The organism is Vibrio profundi, from assembly GCF_005281835.1.
In the GTDB taxonomy this organism is placed as follows: domain Bacteria; phylum Pseudomonadota; class Gammaproteobacteria; order Enterobacterales; family Vibrionaceae; genus Vibrio; species Vibrio profundi.
On the sequence record NZ_RZIS01000001.1, the window covers coordinates 798,821 to 819,302 of the forward strand.

Consider the following 20,482-nt stretch of genomic DNA (forward strand, 5'->3'; position numbering starts at 1 on the left):
GTTCTTCAGGACTGTCCGATCCTTCAAAACAGTAGCATTACTGAACCTTGAGCTCGCGCTAACAATTTTTCGCTGATTTAAAACAGCATAATTCCGTATTGGTCTTTGACTTATGCGGGCGTACAGCTATACCTCATTTCTATACAGCAAAAGACTGTTGGAGGTGAGAATGAACTCATTCAAGGGAATTTTTATGAGCACTGCCTTTGAAGTCGATACAATTTCTATCGCAAACACATTTTCTACAGCTGTACCGGTTGTAGAAGGCACTTACGATCTTACTCCAGACGCTATTTTACTAGAACAAGAAGAGCATGAGTCTGAAGTGCGTTCTTACCCTAGACGCTTACCTATCGCTATAAAGAAAGCTTGCGGTGCGTTAGTTGAAGACACTCGTGGTCAAATCTATTTAGATTGCTTAGCCGGTGCGGGAACGCTTGCGCTTGGCTACAATCACCCGGAAATTAATACTGCATTAAAAGAGCAGCTAGATTCTGGGTTGCCTTACCAAACTCTTGATATTACAACGGCTGCGAAAGATACATTCATTAAGCGCGTCAAAGCCTTCTTACCACAAGAATTTGCCAAAAACTCTGCGATCCAATTCTGCGGCCCTTCTGGTGCCGATGCAGTTGAAGCGGCGATTAAGTTAGCGAAACAAACTACAGGCCGTAATACTATGTTTGCGTTTCGCGGCGCTTACCATGGTATGACAAATGGCACCATGGGGATGATGGGCAATTTAGGTACCAAAGAGCGTCGTACTGGCCTAATGTCAGATGTTCACTTTATGCCATTTCCTTACAACTTACGCTGTCCTTTCGGGCTCGGTGGCGAAGCCGGCGCGACGGCAAGTATCCGTTATATTGAGCGTCTGTTAAGTGATGATGAAGCAGGCATCATGAAACCTGCTGCCATCATCGTTGAGCCTGTTCAAGGCGAAGGTGGTGTGATTCCTGCTCCAGTTGAGTGGTTAAAAGGATTGCGCCGTATTTGTGATGAGCATGGCATCTTATTGATCTTCGATGAAATTCAGTGTGGTGTAGGTAAAACAGGCTATAGATTCGCATTCGAGGAATCGGGTGTCTCTCCTGATATTTTATGCCTTTCGAAGGCTATTGGTGGTGGTCTACCAATGTCGATCTTGGTATTTAACAAAGAGATTGATACTTGGAAAGCAGGTGAGCATACCGGTACATTCCGTGGCAATCAGTTGGCAATGGTTTCAGGCGCAAAAGCATTGGAAATCATTGAGCGCGATAACTTAGTAGAGCATGCGAATATCGCAGGGCAGTATCTGAGATTAGGCTTAGAAAATATTCAAAAGCGCGTTAACTGTATAGCAGAAGTTCGCGGTAAAGGGCTCATGCTTGGTGTTGAAATTAAGCAAACCGATGGCGCACTCAATAAATTTGGTGAACCGCAATCTGATGGTGACTTAACGTTAGCAATCCAACGTAGCGCATTAGAGCGTGGTCTAATGGTTGAGAAGGGAGGGCGTGATGGGTCTGTGATTCGCTTCTTACCACCGCTAATCATCTCTTTTGAGCAAATCGATTTTGCATTACGTGTCTTTGAACAAGCAATTTTGAATGCCGGTGGTGAGTTGACCGACCTTGAATCAAACAATCAAGAATGGAAAAAACACTTTATTCAGACTGGCGAACTTGGGAGCGAGGCATTTTCTGCTGCAATGAATCATGCGACTTCAGCGATGAAGGCGGTCTTCGAACATGTTGAGCGTCCGTATTCTGGGATGGAGCCAAAGTTATTAGAGCAAGCGATCAATGCGGTTGACTTAGATGCTAAGAACTCTTCACTTCTAGATGTTATTGATGATACTGCCGGTTTAGTCGCGAAAAACTCTATCTTTGTTCAACACCCTGATTGTATTGCGCATTTGCATACGCCTCCGCTGCTATCTTCAGTGGTCGCAGAAGGGATGATCGCTGCAATGAATCAGTCAATGGATTCTTGGGATCAAGCGTCATCTGCGACTTATGTTGAACAAAAAGTAGTGGATTGGATGTGTGAAAAATACGAACTCGGTACTCAAGCCGATGGTATTTTCACAAGTGGTGGCACTCAAAGTAACTTGATGGGGCTGCTACTGGCTCGTGATTGGATTGCAGACAAATATGATAGCCATTCTATCCAGAAACTAGGACTCCCTGAGTACGCAGATAAGTTACGTATTCTATGCTCTAAAAAATCTCACTTCACTGTGCAAAAATCTGCTTCTCTGTTAGGATTGGGCGAAAAATCAGTATGCTGTGTTGATACTAATCCGAATGGTACCATTCAAGTAGATAAATTGGCGCAAGAGATACAAGCTTTGAAATCACAAGGCTTGATCCCATTTGCAGTAGTTGGCACTGCTGGAACGACGGACCACGGTGCGATTGATGATTTAGAGGCTATTGCCGCCTTAACCCAACAAGAGTCATTATGGTTCCATGTTGATAGCGCTTACGGTGGCGCGCTGATCTTAAGTAGTCATAAAGCCAGACTAAAAGGCATTGAAAAGGCTGACTCAGTAAGCGTCGATTTCCATAAACTGTTTTATCAAACAATCAGTTGTGGAGCGATTCTCCTAAAAGATAAATCTAACTTTAAATACTTACTGCATCATGCGGATTATTTGAATCGCGAACATGACGAGTTGCCTAATTTGGTTGACAAGTCGATAGCGACGACAAAGCGTTTTGATGCTTTGAAAGTGTTTATGACGATGCAAAATGTTGGCCCATCAGAACTAGGGAAGATGTATGACCATCTTCTTTCGCAAACATTGCAAGTTGCAGATCTTATTCAAGGCCATGAAGGCTTTGAGTTACTCGCTGAACCTTCACTTTCTACAGTGTTGTTCCGCTCGGTAAATAACGATGTCACGGATTTAGACGAACTTAATAAAACTCTGAGATTAGAGGCACTGACTCGTGGGGTCGCTGTTCTTGGAGAAACAGTGGTGGATGGCCATAGTGCCCTGAAATTCACTATTTTGAATCCATGCTTAAAGATGTCTGATTTTGAGTCTTTACTGTCAAAAATTAATACTCTAGCAACAGAGCTAGTCGAACAACAAAGGTAACGAAAACTATGGCAATTCTACAGATTGGTGCAGGCGGCGTTGGTTGGGTTGTTGCGCATAAAGCAGCACAAAACAACGATGTACTGGGTGATATTACACTAGCTTCACGTACCGTAAGTAAATGTGAAAAGATCATTGAGTCAATCAAAGGTAAAAACAACCTTAAAGACCCATCTAAAAAATTAGAAGCTCGCTCAGTAGACGCTGATGATGTTGATGCGCTTGTTGCTTTGATCAAAGAAGTACAACCGGACTTGGTAATTAATGCAGGCCCTCCTTGGGTGAACATGGCGATTATGGAAGCGTGTTACCAAGCAAAAGTATCTTACCTAGATACATCAGTTGCGGTTGACCTATGTTCAGAAGGTCAACAAGTACCTCAAGCTTACGATTGGCAGTGGGGCTACCGTGAGAAGTTCGCTGAAGCGGGCATTACCGGTATCCTTGGCGCTGGTTTCGATCCTGGTGTGGTATCAGTATTCGCTGCTTACGCGGTTAAGCATTTGTTCGATGAAATCGATACCATTGACGTAATGGACGTGAATGCTGGTGACCACGGCAAGAAGTTCGCAACTAACTTCGATCCAGAAACAAACATGCTTGAGATCCAAGGTGATTCTTTCTACTGGGAAAACGAAGAGTGGAAACAAGTGCCATGTCACTCACGTATGCTTGAGTTTGATTTCCCGAATTGTGGCTCTCACAAAGTTTACTCAATGGCGCACGACGAAGTTCGTTCGATGAAAGAGTTTATTCCAGCGAAACGTATTGAATTCTGGATGGGCTTTGGCGACAAATACCTGAACTACTTCAACTGTATGCGTGATATTGGTCTATTAAGCCCAGATCCACTAACACTGCACGACGGTACAGTGGTTCAGCCACTACATGTACTTAAAGCACTTCTACCAGATCCAACATCTCTAGCACCAGGCTACACTGGCCTAACGTGTATCGGTACTTGGGTACAAGGTAAGAAAGATGGCAAAGAGCGCAGCGTATTTATCTACAATAACGCTGACCACGAAGTAGCATACGAAGATGTTGAGCACCAAGCGATCTCTTACACTACAGGTGTTCCAGCGATCACAGCTGCGCTTCAATTCTTCCGTGGTGAGTGGGCGGACAAAGGTGTGTTCAACATGGAACAATTAAACCCAGACCCATTCTTAGAAACAATGCCGGGTATTGGCCTTGATTGGCATGTTCAAGAGCTAGAGCCAGGCCAGCCAGTGATCCATAAGCTGAAGTAAGAACATTATTGTTCTTAATTGAAATATGATTTAAGCCGATGTTACTGCATCGGCTTTGTTCGATTTTTACGGTACCGATTAATGCAAAACAATAAAAAGCAAAAAAGCGAACTAAAGACCCCATATTTTATGATCAATGAAGATAAGTTGATTGAGAATTTAGAGAAGGCGAAACAACTGAAGGACATTTCAGGTGTGAAACTGGTCTTAGCGCTTAAGTGTTTTTCGACTTGGGGTGTGTTTGACATCATCAAGCCTTACCTCGATGGTACAACAAGCTCTGGCCCTTATGAAGTCAAGCTCGGGCACGAAACTTTTGGTGGGGAAACGCACGCGTACAGCGTGGGTTATAGCGAAGACGATGTCCGTGAAGTCGCGGATATTTGCGATAAGATGATTTTCAATTCGCAAAGTCAATTGGCAGCCTATCGTCATATTGTCGAAGACAAAGTGTCATTGGGCTTACGTCTCAATCCCGGAGTTAGCTATGCTGGGCAAGACCTCGCCAACCCTGCACGTGAATTCTCTCGTTTAGGTGTTCAAGCAGATCACATTAAGCCGGAAGTCTTCGATTCCATTAACGGTGTCATGTTCCACATGAATTGTGAGAATAAAGATGTCGATGCGTTTATTGGCTTGCTAGATTCAATCTCGGAACAATTTGGTGCCTATCTTGATAAGCTTGACTGGGTAAGCATGGGCGGCGGTGTATTTTTCACTTGGCCGGGTTACGACATTGAAAAACTTGGCCTTGCACTGAAAGCATTCTCTGAGAAGCACAATGTTCAAATGTACTTAGAGCCAGGTGAAGCAATCATCACTAAGACAACCGATCTTGTGGTAACGGTTGTGGATATTGTGGAGAACGTGAAGCAAACAGCGATTGTAGACTCAGCGACAGAGGCACACCGCTTAGACACGCTTATCTATAACGAACCTGCGTCTGTATTGGAAGCATCGGATAATGGTAAGCATGAGTATGTAATTGGTTCGTGTTCATGCTTAGCGGGTGACCAATTTTGTGAAGCAAGTTTTGATGAACCATTGAAGATTGGTCAGAAGCTCCATCTTCTGGATAGCGCTGGTTATACAATGGTGAAATTGAACTGGTTTAATGGTCTAAGAATGCCATCGATCTACTGCGAACGCAGTAATGGTGACATTCAGCTATTGAACGAATTTGATTATTCTGACTTTAAGCGTTCACTTTCTCAGTGGTCGGTAAAGTAATAGAGACAAGGCAGCCATAAGGCTGCCTTTTTACTCATGGTTGGATCGGGAGATTATTAGTTCTCAACCATGACTCGAGTATCTTCACTTAGTGATTCCAATTCATTTGCCACATCATTGATTTGAATCTCTACCGGTAGTTTAATGGCCATATTAGCTGTGAATAGGCTAGAACTCACTCCACCACCATCTGCAATGAAAACTCGCTGGCAGTCCATATCTAGAATATTAATGCCTTGGTTGTCGAGAACATGTGTGATTTCGTTGACGATACCAGCTCGATCGTTCGAGTCGAGCCTAACTTGATAGATAGTATCTTGAGAGTGATGAGAATGATCGGATTCAACGAACTGGACAATCAAATCAGGGTTACTGGTGAAGGCATCTTTAACGTATTGTTCGCTGTGTGTCGGTAGCTGAATTTTGATGACTCCGGCGACTTGATCCTCAATGAAATTCACCTTGCTAATAAGCCATTTCCCATCATTTTCGTGCGTGACAGCGGCGAGTTGCTTAATCGTTGAAGGCGATGCCTTACCTACAAAATTAACGATAAAAGTCGAGTTCATAAATAGCCCCCAATAGTTGTTTCATACCTAGTTGAATAACTAGTTGATATCCGGTGATAAACATCCCTTAATTTCAGTGTAGAAGCTTGGGGGAGGGAATATATGACTTGCGTCAATTTTTTAGCCTTAGATGAAAAGAACAGCAGAGTTTTGCGTCAGGCATAAAAAAGCGGCCATAGAAGCCGCTTTATTTAGGTCTGTACAATTTACGGGAAGTTAGAAGCTAACTTTAAAGTTCATGCCGTAAAACTGGGAGTCGTACGCTGCACCAGCATCTAAAGCAAACTTGGCGGCATCTTGATTATCCCACCAAGGGTTGGTGTTGAAGCTGACTTCTGCTTCTCCACCCCAAGCATCGCTTACCCAATAATGAATGTGCCCAACTGGGTTTAGGAAGAATAATGAAACATCACCCATGGTCTGCGAACCCATCACTTCACCACCAGAAGCGACAATGTCTTGCTCTGCTTCTAGCATCATTTCACCAACTACCGCACCAAAGAACGGAGTAATGAAAATATCTTGCCATGAAGGGACTTCAGCAAACGCTTCTACGCCGTATTCCCAGAAGAAAGTCGACATCGTGAACGAGTACATGAAAGATTCAAATTCGTTGTAGCCAGCATGTCTTGCCGCTGTGTAGTAAACACCACCAAAATAAGGGTGCATTACGTAGTTTAAAAAGTGCTCGTCACGATCCCAAACTGGGCCGCTGCTGACGTTGTCTTTCCATTTTGAACCTAACTTACTGAGGTCGCGTTGGTCGTCGTCCCATTTAGTAATACTTTCAGGAAGAAAAGTCATTAAGCCAACTGTCGCAACACTTAAACCCAAAATGGTGTATGTTTGACCCATCAGGTAATCCCAGTCTTTCTCTTCACTGATCGTGAGGTAACGTGGCTGGCTGCTTGCCGATAAATCATATTGGTCGCTAGATTCATTTAAGGCATAAGTATTGCTAGGTGAGTAGCTATATAAATTATCGTTAACGCAGTACTCTTGATTGCAATCTACGGTGTACGAAAGTTCAATGTGTTGTGCAAAGTCATATTGGTTTGCTACTGAGCTAGCGGAAAACAACATTGTTAACGCTGCCATAGTCTTTTTCAACACAGGTGATTTTGACACGTGGGGCTCCAAGAGAAATAGATAATCGATCAGGCTCACAATTATCCATTAAATGGAGTTTTATGGGAACCGGAAATTTACAGTTTACAGAAACTTAATTGAATTTTTGGTTGTCCTAGTGAAAGGAAATTATAGTCTACAATCAGGCAGAATATACTTTTCCAGAGCAAATACGTCAGAGAAAAAGCCAGGTGGCAAAGGAACGAATTATGATAAAAATTGCAATGTTAAGCACCGGGGAAGAAGTTCTTCATGGAGACATTGTAGATACTAATGCTGCTTGGATGTCAGAGATGTTCTATCAGCATGGTTTTTCTCTAGCGAAGCGTTCGACAGTAGGTGATCAAATGAACGCCTTAGTTGAAGAGCTTCTAATGCTAAGTTTTAACTATGACGTCGTTATCGTGAATGGTGGACTAGGGCCAACTACAGATGATTTGAGCGCGGCAGCGGCGGCTACTGCTGCTGATCAAAAGTTAGTTTTATTCCCTGAGTGGCTTACCCGTCTAGAGTCCATGTTTGCTAAACGTGGAATGCCGATGGCCGACAGCAATCTTAAACAAGCAATGCTTCCTGAAAGTTCAAGTATTGTTGATAACCCTATTGGTACTGCTTGCGGCTTTAAAGTTGAAATCAATGATGCGACTTTCTATTTTACTCCGGGAGTACCGAGTGAATTCAAGTTGATGGTTGAGCAACAAATTTTGCCTGATCTGGCAAAAGCTTACCCCCAAGTTGCCGCATCTGAATGCAGTAAGATCTACACCTTTGGTTTATCAGAGTCTGGTATCTCCGATACGCTTGATCAGTTGAAGCTTCCTGAAGGTTATGAATTGGGTTATCGCTCTTACATGCCATTTATCGAGGTGAAGTTGTTTGGTCCCAAACAAGATCTTGAAGTTCGCGTTAAGCTGCTTCAAATGGTCTACAAGCTCCTCGAAACTAACGTAGTGAGTGTCGATGAGCCGATGCTAACGCACTTGGGGCATGTGATGATAGAGCAAAAGCGCACGCTATCAATTTCTGAGCAGTCTACGAAAGGGTATTTGTCGTCTTGGTTACAATCAGACGAAAATATTGAAAGTTGCTGCGGCCACTCTTGGATCATGGCGAACCAGAAAAATGACAACCTAGACGAAAGCGATCCTCTCGCTGCTGCATTTGCTTTGGCTGGCGCGACTCGAGAGAAATGTGCGACTGAGCTGTCGTTAGTTACTGGGAAATTGGAAGAAAAACGTTTTACGATTGCGCTATCGAGTGTCAATGGCGAGTGGGGGCAGGTATTCGAGTTTTACCGAGATTACAGCCGCGAAGATGCACGTAAAATTATCAGTGTGGTTGCAACTGATATGCTTCGCCGTCATCTCGAAAATAAGCCTATGTTTGGCTCATACAGTTCTTTGAAACGCATTAAAGAAATGTTCATCCCATCTAATGTTTTGGAAAGCTAGCCTTTAATAGGTTGCGCTTAATAAATAAAAAGGCCAGCTAAATGCTGGCCTTTCTTATGAGAACAATTTGTTTAGGATTAAGCGCGTTTTTGCTTATCTCGACAAAGCACGTTACTCAACTCTACATCCGTTTTTGCTTTGCAAATGCAAGGCAGGATCTCGTCGCCTTGAGTGTAAGCCATTGCAAAACCAACATATTCGACTTCGCCTGAATCTAAAGTGCAGCGACATGCGCCACAGTGACCATCTCGACAGTTATATTCAGGTTCTAGCCCAGCTTGCTCCATTGTTTCTAACAATGTATTTGAAGGGTTAGACTCAATGGAAACCAGCTTGTTGATTTTGATTGCAGGCATTACAGCTCGAATCCTTCAAAGTCGTCAGCGTTTACTTCATTGTCGATTTGACCAACAAGATAAGAGCTGATTTCAGCTTCTTGTGGAGCAACTTGTACGTTATCAGAAGATAACCAAGCGTTGATCCATGGAATTGGGTTTGAAGTCGCTTCCGGGTAAGCAGTACCTAAACCAACCGCTTGCATACGGATGTTGGTGATGTACTCAACATATTGGCAAAGAATGTCTTTGTTCAGACCAATCATTGAGCCATCTTTGAATAGGTATTCTGCCCACTCTTTTTCTTGCTCAGCTGCTTCTTTGAATAGGTCGAAACATTCTTGCTTGCACTCTTCAGCGATTTGCATGAATGCAAAGTCATCTTGACCGTTACGTAGCAAGTTGATCATGTGCTGAGTGCCCGTCAGGTGAAGCGCTTCATCACGAGCGATTAGCTTGATGATTTTCGCGTTACCTTCCATTAGTTCACGCTCAGCAAATGCAAATGAACATGCGAAACTTACGTAGAAACGAATTGCTTCTAGTGCGTTTACTGACATTAGACATAGGTAAAGTTTCTTCTTCAGATCATGAAGTGAAATCTTAACGTCTTCGCCGTTGATGTTGTGATTACCTTCGCCGTAACGGTGGTAATCAGCGGTTAGCTTGATTAGGTCGTCGTAGTAAAACGCGATGTCTTTAGCACGCTTTAGGATCTCTTCATTTTCAACGATATCGTCAAATACTACGCCAGGATCATTCACGATGTTACGGATGATGTGCGTGTAAGAACGAGAGTGAATCGTTTCAGAGAAAGACCAAGTTTCAATCCAAGTTTCAACTTCTGGTAGTGATACCAGTGGAAGTAGGGCAACGTTAGGGCTACGACCTTGGATAGAATCTAGCAGCGTTTGATACTTCAAGTTAGAGATAAAGATGTGCTTTTCGTGTTCAGGAAGCTTGTTGTAGTCAATACGGTCGCTAGACACGTCTACTTCTTCTGGACGCCAGAAGAAAGAAAGCTGCTTCTCGATAAGCTTTTCGAAGATTTCGAATTTTTGTTGGTCGTAACGTGCAACGTTAACCGACTGACCCAAGAACATTGGTTCTTTTAGTTGGTCATTTTTATTCTGAGAAAAAGTACTGTAAGCCATAAATGCCTCAAATCCTTTAAAGACCCGTCATAAAACGGACCCTGTTAATGCTTTAAACCCAGAGAAGATAACTTCTCTGGGGTCTTAATATTTTATTGCGGTTTAGATCTTACAACCGCCGCCTTCACAATCTTCTTCCGGCACTTGAACTGCATCGCCTTGGTCATCTTTAGCACCATCGCGAGTGTTATGGTAGTAAAGCGTTTTAACACCGTACTTGTATGCAGTCAGTAGGTCTTGAAGTAGCTTCTTCATTGGAACCTTGCCGCTTTCGTAAACACTTGGGTCGTAGTTAGTGTTCGCAGAGATAGCTTGGTCAACGAATTTTTGCATGATACCCACTAGGTGCAGATAACCATCGTTAGAACCAATGTTCCATAGTAGCTCGTAGTTCTCTTTAAGATTAAGGAAATCTGGAACTACTTGCTTAAGAATGCCGTCTTTCGATGCTTTCACTGATACGTAACCACGTGGTGGCTCGATACCGTTAGTCGCGTTCGAAATTTGAGATGAAGTCTCAGAAGGCATAAGCGCGGTTAGCGTTGAGTTACGCAGGCCGTGCTCCATGATCTCTTCACGTAGAGCATCCCAATCGTAGTGCAGTGGCTCTTCACATACTAAGTCGATATCTTTCTTGTAAGTATCGATTGGCAGTAAGCCTTTCGCATAGTTAGTCTCATTGAAAGATGGGCAACGGCCTTGCTCTTTCGCTAGCTCCACAGACGCTTTTAATAGGTGGTATTGAATTGCTTCAAAAGTACGGTGCGTCAGGCCATTTGCGCTGCCGTCAGAGTACTTAACACCATTCTTCGCTAGGTAGTATGCGTAGTTGATAACACCAACACCTAGAGTACGACGGTTCATTGTCGATTTGTATGCTGCTGGAAGCGGGTAATCTTGGTAATCAAGAAGTGCATCTAGAGCACGAACTACTAGTTCAGAAAGCTCTGCCAGGTCATCGAGATCGTTGATTGCGCCAAGGTTGAATGCAGAAAGCGTACATAGTGCAATTTCGCCTTCGTCATCTTCTACGTTAGAAAGCGGCTTAGTTGGTAGCGCAATTTCTAGACATAGGTTCGATTGACGAACAGGTGCTACTTCAGAATCAAACGGGCTGTGTGTATTACAGTGGTCAACGTTCTGAATGTAGATACGGCCTGTAGAAGCACGCTCTTGCATCAGTAGAGAGAATAGCTCTACTGCTTTTACTGTTTCACGCTTGATTGACGGATCGTTTTCGTACTTAACGTATAGCTCTTCAAAACGCTCTTGGTTTTCGAAGAATGCATCGTAAAGCCCAGGTACGTCAGACGGAGAGAACAGGCTGATGTTGCCACCTTGAACTAGGCGAGCGTACATAAGCTTGTTCAGTTGAACACCATAATCCATGTGACGAACACGGTTCTCTTCAACACCACGGTTATTCTTAAGTACTAATAGAGATTGTACTTCACCGTGCCATAACGGGTAGAACACAGTTGCCGCGCCGCCACGAACACCACCTTGAGAACAACATTTTACTGCTGTTTGGAAGTATTTGTAGAAAGGGATACAGCCTGTGTGGAACGCTTCACCACCGCGAATCTCAGAACCAAGTGCACGGATACGACCAGCATTAATACCGATACCTGCTCGTTGAGAGACGTAACGTACGATCGAGCTTGCTGTCGCGTTGATTGAATCTAAGCTGTCACCACACTCAATCAGAACACAAGAGCTGAATTGGCGAGTAGGAGTACGTACACCAGACATGATCGGCGTAGGTAGAGAAATCTTAAACGTAGAAGATGCGTCGTAAAAACGTTTGATGTAGTCAAGACGAGTCGATTTCGGGTACTTAGCGAATAGACAAGCAGCAACTAAAATGTAAAGGAACTGAGCACTCTCATAGATTTCTTTTGTCACACGGTTTTGAACGAAGTATTTACCTTCAAGTTGCTTAACCGCAGCGTAAGAAAAGTCTAAGTCACGTTTGTGGTCGATATATGCGTCAAGCTCAGCAAATTCTGCTTGCGTGTAATCTTCCATCAAGTGGCTATCGTATTTACCCATGTCCACAAGTTTTGCAACGTGGTCATACAGTGCTGGTGGCTCGTATTGACCGTACGCTTTTTTACGTAGGTGGAATACGGCTAAGCGAGCAGCTAGGTATTGATAGTCTGGAGTTTCTTCTGAGATAAGATCCGCAGCAGACTTGATGATGGTTTCATGAATATCAGTAGTGGTAATGCCATCGTAGAACTGGATGTGAGCTTTAAGTTCTACTTGAGAGACTGATACGTTATGAAGACCTTCTGCAGCCCATGTAATAACGCGGTGGATCTTCTCTAGATCAATAGTTTCTTTGCGACCGTTACGCTTAGTAACAGTAAGTTGTTGGTTCATTCTGCTTAATTTCCCTAACAAAACTGATTAAAGCCGTGTTTTTGTATCTTTTTGTGCAATTTTTGTAAATCGCATGTCGGCTTTGTGATCTTGGTCTACCCATATATTGTAGTCGAAACACAACATATAGGGGGTATTCGTTTGTTGCGTTACAAGATAGTGCTGTACTGAAGAATTTTCAAGGAGCAGAAATGGGATGACTTGTGGATAACTGATAAATTTGAAAAAAACAGTTAGTGCTCACTAACTGATGGAGCTAGACGTAACAAGACTGTATAAAACTCGCTTTTCTCCACTGGTTTAAATTTGTGCGGGAATAAAAAAAAATCCCTTGATCTTTGGCCGAAAATTGAAGTCGATTTGGATTGTCGAAATTTGAATCTACGCTGCTCAAAATGGAATCTTAAGCACAAAAATTGGGCTGAAAAAGGTCGCAAAATTATGGTATTTGCAACCTTTATTCCGGGTCTATATGCGATTTATTTTATTACTCGGCTGTTGCGATTAAGCAAAGTTTTGAGTATGCACAATATAGTTAACATCTACGCTAGTACCTAAGCGGTAGCTATCTGTTAACGGGTTGTAATGAAGACCTGTAATACCAAGCTCTTGTAGAGGAGTCTGATCGATCATCTTGATAAGCTCCGCTGGGCGAATAAACTTATCGTGCTCATGTGTACCTTCTGGAACGATCTTTAATAACTTCTCGGCGCCAACAATCGCAAACAGATACGATTTGAAGTTACGGTTTAGTGTTGAGAAGAACACGTGTCCATTTGGCTTCACAAGCTTGGCGCACGCACTGATGACAGATTGAGGGTCTGGTACGTGTTCAAGCATTTCCATGCATGTCACGACATCGTAGGTTTGAGGATTTTGCTCAGCGTGATCTTCAATGGTGCTTTGAATGTATTCTAGTTTGGTGCCAGTTTCTAACGCGTGCAAACGAGCGACTTCTAGCGGCTCTTTACCCATATCTAAACCGGTGACTTCAGCGCCTTCAACCGCCATACTTTCCGCTAAAATTCCGCCGCCACAGCCAACGTCGAGTACTTTCTTGCCGAAAAGACCATTCGCTTTCTCTAGTACGTAATTAAGTCGTAATGGGTTGATTTGGTGAAGGGGTTTGAACTCGCCTTCTAGGTCCCACCAACGCGAAGCCATGTCTTCAAATTTTTTGATTTCAGCAGGGTCGACATTTTGTGTTTTCGTCATAATCGGCATTTCCAAGTTAAATAATGCATCCATGAAATTGACAGCATTATAACTTGGCTTTTCTTGGTGACCAGAAGTTCTACAAAGTTAGCAATTTATTGCATGTAAAATAGCCAAGTATCAGCGAGATATGTATCGAGCGTGCAATTTCTCGTCAATTGATTCGCAACTAAGCTCACAAGATGGTAAAAGGGCATGGAAAGTGATGCCTCAGTAGGTAAATTTGTGTTATATTTTTCGGTCTTATACGTATTCAAAAATACGATCTGACTATAGAGGGAAAATGGCTCTATGAGCGATCTAGCGAAAGAGATCACGCCCGTAAATATTGAAGATGAGCTTAGAGGTTCATACCTAGACTACGCGATGTCCGTCATCGTTGGTCGTGCCCTTCCAGATGTGCGTGATGGCCTAAAACCTGTACACCGCCGCGTTTTGTTCGCGATGAATGTACTAGGTAATGATTGGAACAAACCATATAAAAAATCTGCTCGTGTAGTAGGTGATGTAATCGGTAAATATCACCCGCACGGTGATAGCGCTGTATACGATACTATTGTTCGTATGGCTCAACCGTTCTCACTGCGTTACATGCTAGTTGATGGCCAAGGTAACTTTGGTTCTATCGATGGCGACTCAGCGGCTGCAATGCGTTATACCGAAGTTCGTATGGCGAAAATTGCTCACGAGCTTTTGGCTGACCTTGATAAGGAAACTGTGGATTACGTACCAAACTACGATGGTACTGAGCAAATCCCAGCAGTTCTTCCGACAAAAATTCCTAACCTATTGGTAAACGGTGCTTCAGGTATCGCAGTAGGTATGGCTACCAACATTCCACCGCATAACTTAGGTGAAGTGGTTGATGGCTGTTTAGCTTTCATCAATAACGAAGACATTACTATTGATGAGCTAATGGACTACATCCCTGGTCCTGACTTCCCGACAGCAGCACTCATCAGTGGCCGTAAAGGCATTGTTGATGCTTATAAGACTGGTCGTGGCAAGATCTACATGCGTTCAAAAGCGGATATCGAAGTAGAGAAGAATGGTAAAGAGACCATCGTCGTTACTGAAATCCCTTACCAAGTGAACAAAGCTCGTTTAATCGAGAAGATCGCAGAATTAGTTAAAGATAAGAAAGTTGAAGGCATCAGTGCTCTACGTGATGAATCTGATAAAGATGGTATGCGTATTGTTATTGAATGTAAGCGTGATGCTGTAGGTGAAGTTGTTCTGAACAACCTTTACTCTCAAACTCAGCTGCAAACAACTTTCGGTATCAACATGGTTGCGTTGAACAACGGTCAACCACAGTTGTTCAACCTTAAAGACATGCTGAAGTGTTTCGTTGATCACCGTCGTGAAGTAGTAACACGTCGTACTATCTACGAACTAAGAAAAGCACGTGATCGTGCACATATCTTAGAAGCTCTATCACTAGCACTAGCTAACATCGATGAAGTTATTGAACTAATCAAGAATGCGCCAACTCCTGCAGAAGCAAAAGTTGGTTTAGTATCTCGTGGGTGGGATCTTGGTAACGTAGCGTCAATGCTAGAGCGTGCTGGTACAGATGCGGCTCGTCCTGACTGGCTAGAGCCTGAATTTGGCATCCGAGATGGTCAATACTTCCTAACGGAAACGCAAGCGCAAGCTATTCTAGAACTTCGTCTTCACCGCTTAACTGGTCTTGAGCACGAGAAGATTCTAGATGAATACAAAGCACTTCTAGAAGAAATCGCTGAGCTAATGCATATTCTTGCAAGCACTGAGCGCTTAATGGAAGTTATCCGTGAAGAACTTGAAGCGGTACGTGAAATCTATGGCGACGAGCGTCGTACAGAAATCACAGCAGCGGTTCACGATATCGACATGGAAGAGCTGATTGCTCAAGAAGACGTTGTTGTGACGCTTTCTAACGCGGGTTACGTTAAGTACCAAATCTTAAGCGACTACGAAGCTCAGCGCCGTGGTGGTAAAGGTAAGAGTGCAACTAAGATGAAAGATGAGGATTACATTGAGCGTCTGCTTGTTGCCAATACTCACGATAACATCCTATGTTTCTCTACTCGTGGTAAGACATACCGTCTGAAAGTTTACCAACTACCATTAGCAAGTCGTACTGCACGTGGTAAGCCTATTGTTAACATTCTTCCTTTAGAAGAGGGTGAGCGTATTACGGCTATTCTGCCTGTTTCTGAATTCTCTAATGAGAAGTTCATCTTCATGGCAACTGGTGATGGTACTGTTAAGAAGACATCTCTGGATCAGTTCGCTAACGTACGTGCGAATGGTTTGATCGCAGTTAACCTACGTGATGACGACTCGTTGATCGGCGTCGATATTACTAACGGTGACAGTGACATCATGTTGTTCTCTAAAGCGGGTAAAGTAGTTCGCTTTAGTGAAGACAAGGTTCGTGCTATGGGCCGTACTGCTGCTGGTGTACGCGGTATGAAACTAGCAGATGATGACCAAGTTGTGTCTCTGATTGTTCCTTCAAATGAAGGTGATGTACTGACTGTAACGCAAAATGGTTACGGTAAACGTACTGAGCTTGCTGAATACCCAACGAAGGGTCGTGCAACTCAAGGTGTTGTATCTATCAAAGTTTCTGAGCGTAACGGCCCTGTTGTTGGTGCTGTTCAAGTGGAAGAAGGCGATGAGATGATGATGATCACCGATGCGGGTACGTTAGTACGCACACGCGTTGCTGAAGTAAGCCAAGTGGGTCGTAATACACAAGGTGTTACGCTTATCCGTACTGCTGAAGACGAAAATGTTGTAGGACTACAACGTATCGATGAAGTAGAAGAAGCTGAAATCCTAGACGAGGAAACTCAAGAAGGTGAACAGGTTCAAGCGGAAACCGCTGACGCACCAGAAGCTGATGCTTCTAATGAAGGCGAAACAGATTCAGAGTAACTCCTGAACGATTAGCCTGATAAAAGCCGAGCTTTGAGCTCGGCTTTTTTATGCCTTAAATTTGATCATGATTATGAGGATGCCGGATAACACACGATCGTTACTCATAAATTGGTATAACAGTACTATCTATTTTGACTAGAGAAAGAGTTATGCCTGTTTGGATTTGGTTGAGTTTAGTTGCGATGAGTTCTTTTGTTCTAGCGTTAGTTTATGCGGCAACTAATAAAGGAAAAGCTAGGCGTCAAAGCTTAGTATACTGCGTGGTAGTTATTAGCGTGAGTGTGATGGCCTTTTCTAATCTCAAGCAACCATCCCCTCAGGTTTCGTCCAGCAGCCAGCAGGCCCAAACACCAAAACAGTTTATGGATGAATTACAGCAAAGTTTGCGGGAAGACCCTAATCAAGGGGATGTGTGGTTCCAATTAGGAAATGTCTATTTAGCAAAAGGGGAGTTTCAAGCTGCTCTCACAAGCTTTGATTACTCTATGCGCCTAGCCAAGTCTGTATCGGCTAATCAATATGCTGCAAAAGCGACAGCACTCTATTATCTTCAATCTCAAACCATTTCTTCTAATGTTGAAACCCTTTTAAACGACGCGCTCATTCTCGATCCTAACAATGAGACAGCACTGATGTTGATCGCATCCGATCACTTTATTAGTTTCCGTTATCAATTGGCTATCGACGCGTGGACAAAGATCTTGGACTCAAATCGACAAGGCATTGATCGAGTAAGTGTGATTCACTCAATCAACCGAGCCAAACAAATGCTATAAGAAGGTGTAGATTCGATGGTTGATTCAGTTATTGGTTTTCCACCATTTCGTTCAATCCGCCTGCATTGTGAAGGTTAGTAAACCCTTTAGATGTCAAATATTGATAGGCCTGACCTGAACGGTTGCCGCTACGGCAATATAAGACAATGAATTGTTCTTTACTTATGTCTGCGAAGTGAGTTTCAAGTTCTGATAATGGATAGTTCAGCGCATTCGGAAGATGCGCTTGTGAGAACTCCTGAGGCGTACGAACATCAATGATTATTGCACCCTGACCGATGAGTTCCCAGCCAGTTTTAGCGCGTTCAGAAGCGACGCCTATAGAACTGAATAGGATGGAGCACCATATTATTAGTGTTAGCACTATTTTCACGTTAATGTCCCTTGATGAGTTGTAGTTAGCCAGACTAGATACAAAAAACCAGCCACTATCTAAATAGTTTGGCTGGTTTTTGTTCTTATTAATAAGAGAAGTGATTAATATTTATAATCAGCTTCGCGTTTTTCTGCTTGCTTGTCCCATTCAGGGGCCACGGTTTCTAAGAAATGCTTCTTATCAGCATTCATCTTGTCCATACCCATCCCAAGAACTTGCTGTGCTTTCTCTTTTGTTGAAATGTCCGGGATCTCGATTGGTTCTGTAATGCCTTTTTTCGCTAATAGGCGGACAAGCTTGGTTCGAGCGTCGGCAGCGCGATCAACTGCCGTACCTAGAACTTCAAGTGCGACTTCAGGCGCGTGCATGTGGACACCGTGCGAAGCAATTGCGTAGTCCCAACGCCATTGAGCATGACGGATATCTTGTAAGATTGGCTCCATCTCTGTTTCAGTCGCGCCTGCTTTCCATGCCGCACCTGCTTCAAAGTGTGCTGCAACGATTTGCTTCTCGGCAGTTAGCTTCATATTTAATACCTGAGCTTTACGTGTCGAGACAATCTCTTTCATCTGAGATTTACTTTGAGTATGACAATTGGCGCAGGTGTCTTCGAAGCGGTCGAATGGGTTACCGACCTTATGATCGGTAAATACTGTTCCGTCTTCTTTGGTCACTTTTGGCATATGGCAATCAACACAAGCTACTTTATTTTTACCGTGGATACCTTCTCGCCAGGTTTCATAGCCAGGGTGTTGCGCTTTTAACATTGGTGCTTTCGACACTTTGTGAGTCCAATCTTTAAAGCCGATTTCATCGAAGTACTCTTCCATTTGACCGACTTTAGTGCCTTTATCCCAAGGGAACTTAACGCCTTTAGTTGGCCCAGTGAAATAGTACTCTACGTGGCACTGAGCACATACTGATGCCTGCTTGTCTAGACGACTTTGCTCATCGAAAGTTTTGCCAATGGTATCAAATGCGCGTTCGACATACGGGCGAGTGATCTTTAAGGCTGGCTCACCGTTTTTAAAGTTTTCGCTTTGAGTATCATGGCAGTCTGCACAACCGATAGGGTTCGATATTTCTGCCCCTAGACGTGCCCACTTACCCTCGAAATACCCATCTTCACCACGTTCTTCAATAACGCGCGCAACATCTGGGCTCTTACAGCTCCAGCATGCCATAGGCATTGGGCCAGAGTTAGCGTCGGTTGGCGCTCCAGTGCGTAACGTTTGTCGAACATCGTCTAACGCGTAAAAGTGCCCACGAGCCTTGTTATAGTCTTTTGCAAAGCCATAACCAGCCCACATGATGACCATGTTCGGGTCTTCAGCTAGAGCGTCTTCTATCTGTTCACTTTCTGAGGTTTGTTTCCAAGTTTGGTATTGGTCGGGGTGGTTCTGCTCGAACTGCTCGTTTCGAGGGTCACCAATTGTTTTGTCTTCAGACGAAGCAAAGGTTGCTGTGCTTACTAATGAAGCGCATGCAAATAATGCAGCGAGTGAATATTGTCTCCAATGCTTTTTCACAGTGATATCTCCAATATACTGATTTTTATACCAAGCGTTGTGAGGCTGCTATATCGAATAAGAATCGGAGAGTTCCTGTTTATAATAATTCATATAATCTAATAATTTGTTACGTATTAAATCTTGTTTGTTTTAGATCAATTATGGTTATTGCGTCAGATCAATATATCTTCCATATACCCCTTAAGGGTTAGCTGTATCGTCAATTGATGAGAATAATTCTTAATACATACAAAGACTTAACACTATTAACCACTTTAAAAGTAGGTGATATCTATCACGAACTGACTACTAAGGAGTAGTGTGTACCCATTTGGGGGTATAAGATTATTTATAGAAAGCGTTGTGGCTTATTCCGAATAAGAGTTGAAATCGTTTGAATGGTGATTCTGCTATTCAAAGGTACTTTTGTTTAACCAGTAAGACTATTTAGTTGAGAGCTAGATATAGCTGGTATAAGGAAAGGATAAAATGGGCAATATTAAATTGGCCATAGTCATAATGCTGAAAACCCTTCTAGCATTCTGCCTCTATGGTAATTCTATTTATGCAATTGCCGATTCCGATGTCACTCAGGTGAATCAAGAATCGACGAGACATGAAGTCGAACTAATTCGCGATAAAGATTACAAGTGTGTTCAGTGCCATAAAGAAGCCAAAGATACGTTGTTTGGCTCGCATGGTGAAGAGTCACACAAAATTCTTGGACGCGACGTAAATTGTACCGAATGTCATAACAGTATTGGTCCGGATCACCGTGAAGGTGCGCCAGAAGTGACCAAATATTCTTCCGCGCAGTCTAAACAAGGAACTGAGAAAGTCTTCCTCGACCCTGAAGCAATCTTAAAAGCGAACAGCCAGTGTACAGATTGTCATCAACCCAAATACTTGCGTGATGACAGCTGGACCCATGATGTTCACGCAAAAAACTTAACGTGTTCGAACTGTCATAATGTTCATGCCACGAAATCTAAAGTATTGGCGCTGGATAAGAAAGAACGAATTAAGATGTGTGTGGACTGCCACTCGGACTTCAACAACAAAAAAGAAGAGGAGTGA

General features: G+C 43.3%; 15 protein-coding genes. 7 read left to right on the forward strand and 8 right to left on the reverse strand.

The features are described 5' to 3' along the window. Positions 1–169: 169 nt before the first annotated feature. The 3 genes from ELZ11_RS03715 to nspC all read left to right on the forward strand — a co-directional run bounded on the left by ELZ11_RS03715 (position 170) and on the right by nspC (position 5,574). Positions 170–3,091 carry a pyridoxal phosphate-dependent class III aminotransferase gene (locus ELZ11_RS03715; protein ID WP_208746674.1) on the forward strand — a complete coding sequence of 974 codons (2,922 nt, stop codon included), beginning with the start codon at positions 170–172 and terminating at the stop codon, positions 3,089–3,091. Between the two features lie 8 nt (positions 3,092–3,099). Continuing rightward, complete coding sequence (locus ELZ11_RS03720; protein ID WP_137356017.1) at positions 3,100–4,344, forward strand: carboxynorspermidine synthase; 1,245 nt, start codon at positions 3,100–3,102, stop codon at positions 4,342–4,344. Between the two features lie 81 nt (positions 4,345–4,425). Further along, positions 4,426–5,574, forward strand: a complete 1,149-nt coding sequence (nspC, locus tag ELZ11_RS03725; protein WP_137356018.1) for a carboxynorspermidine decarboxylase — start codon at positions 4,426–4,428, stop codon at positions 5,572–5,574. Positions 5,575–5,630: 56 nt separating this feature from the next. Here nspC and ELZ11_RS03730 read toward each other — a convergent pair whose 3' ends face one another. Both ELZ11_RS03730 and ELZ11_RS03735 read right to left on the reverse strand, forming a co-directional pair. Next, entirely contained in the window at positions 5,631–6,143 is a 513-nt protein-coding gene (locus ELZ11_RS03730; RefSeq protein WP_137356019.1) for a glycine cleavage system transcriptional repressor, read from the reverse strand. Positions 6,144–6,359: 216 nt separating this feature from the next. Then, complete coding sequence (locus ELZ11_RS03735; protein ID WP_137356020.1) at positions 6,360–7,271, reverse strand: DUF3943 domain-containing protein; 912 nt, start codon at positions 7,269–7,271, stop codon at positions 6,360–6,362. A gap of 209 nt (positions 7,272–7,480) precedes the next feature. Between ELZ11_RS03735 and ELZ11_RS03740 the strand changes: the two genes are divergently transcribed. After that, a complete protein-coding gene (locus ELZ11_RS03740; protein ID WP_137356021.1) occupies positions 7,481–8,722 on the forward strand; it encodes a CinA family nicotinamide mononucleotide deamidase-related protein in 1,242 nt (413 codons plus the stop codon). Between the two features lie 77 nt (positions 8,723–8,799). Here ELZ11_RS03740 and yfaE read toward each other — a convergent pair whose 3' ends face one another. From yfaE to ubiG, 4 genes are all read right to left on the reverse strand, one after another. Then, positions 8,800–9,078, reverse strand: coding sequence for a class I ribonucleotide reductase maintenance protein YfaE (gene yfaE, locus ELZ11_RS03745; RefSeq protein WP_137356022.1), 279 nt, complete (start codon positions 9,076–9,078; stop codon positions 8,800–8,802). Further along, entirely contained in the window at positions 9,078–10,211 is a 1,134-nt protein-coding gene (nrdB, locus tag ELZ11_RS03750) for a class Ia ribonucleoside-diphosphate reductase subunit beta (protein ID WP_137356023.1), read from the reverse strand. Before nrdB ends, yfaE begins: the two co-directional genes overlap by 1 nt. 102 nt (positions 10,212–10,313) lie before the next feature. Further along, the gene (gene nrdA, locus ELZ11_RS03755; RefSeq protein WP_137356024.1) at positions 10,314–12,596 is read right to left on the reverse strand and encodes a class 1a ribonucleoside-diphosphate reductase subunit alpha; all 2,283 of its coding nucleotides are present in this window, start codon (positions 12,594–12,596) and stop codon (positions 10,314–10,316) included. 504 nt (positions 12,597–13,100) lie between these two features. Further along, positions 13,101–13,844: a bifunctional 2-polyprenyl-6-hydroxyphenol methylase/3-demethylubiquinol 3-O-methyltransferase UbiG gene (gene ubiG, locus ELZ11_RS03765; protein ID WP_137356025.1), complete on the reverse strand. Its 744-nt coding sequence runs from the start codon at positions 13,842–13,844 to the stop codon at positions 13,101–13,103. A gap of 258 nt (positions 13,845–14,102) precedes the next feature. Between ubiG and gyrA the strand changes: the two genes are divergently transcribed. Both gyrA and ELZ11_RS03775 read left to right on the forward strand, forming a co-directional pair. Next, entirely contained in the window at positions 14,103–16,739 is a 2,637-nt protein-coding gene (gyrA, locus tag ELZ11_RS03770; protein WP_137356026.1) for a DNA topoisomerase (ATP-hydrolyzing) subunit A, read from the forward strand. 152 nt (positions 16,740–16,891) lie between these two features. Next, entirely contained in the window at positions 16,892–17,518 is a 627-nt protein-coding gene (locus tag ELZ11_RS03775) for a TPR domain-containing protein (RefSeq protein WP_137356027.1), read from the forward strand. A 28-nt stretch (positions 17,519–17,546) separates the two neighbouring features. Here ELZ11_RS03775 and ELZ11_RS03780 read toward each other — a convergent pair whose 3' ends face one another. Further along, positions 17,547–17,891: a rhodanese-like domain-containing protein gene (locus ELZ11_RS03780; protein ID WP_137356028.1), complete on the reverse strand. Its 345-nt coding sequence runs from the start codon at positions 17,889–17,891 to the stop codon at positions 17,547–17,549. Positions 17,892–17,995: 104 nt separating this feature from the next. Beyond that, entirely contained in the window at positions 17,996–19,423 is a 1,428-nt protein-coding gene (gene nrfA, locus ELZ11_RS03785) for an ammonia-forming nitrite reductase cytochrome c552 subunit (RefSeq protein WP_137356029.1), read from the reverse strand. Positions 19,424–19,894: 471 nt separating this feature from the next. Here nrfA and nrfB point away from each other — a divergent pair, with 471 nt between their 5' ends. Continuing rightward, positions 19,895–20,482 carry a cytochrome c nitrite reductase pentaheme subunit gene (gene nrfB / locus ELZ11_RS03790; RefSeq protein WP_137356030.1) on the forward strand — a complete coding sequence of 196 codons (588 nt, stop codon included), beginning with the start codon at positions 19,895–19,897 and terminating at the stop codon, positions 20,480–20,482.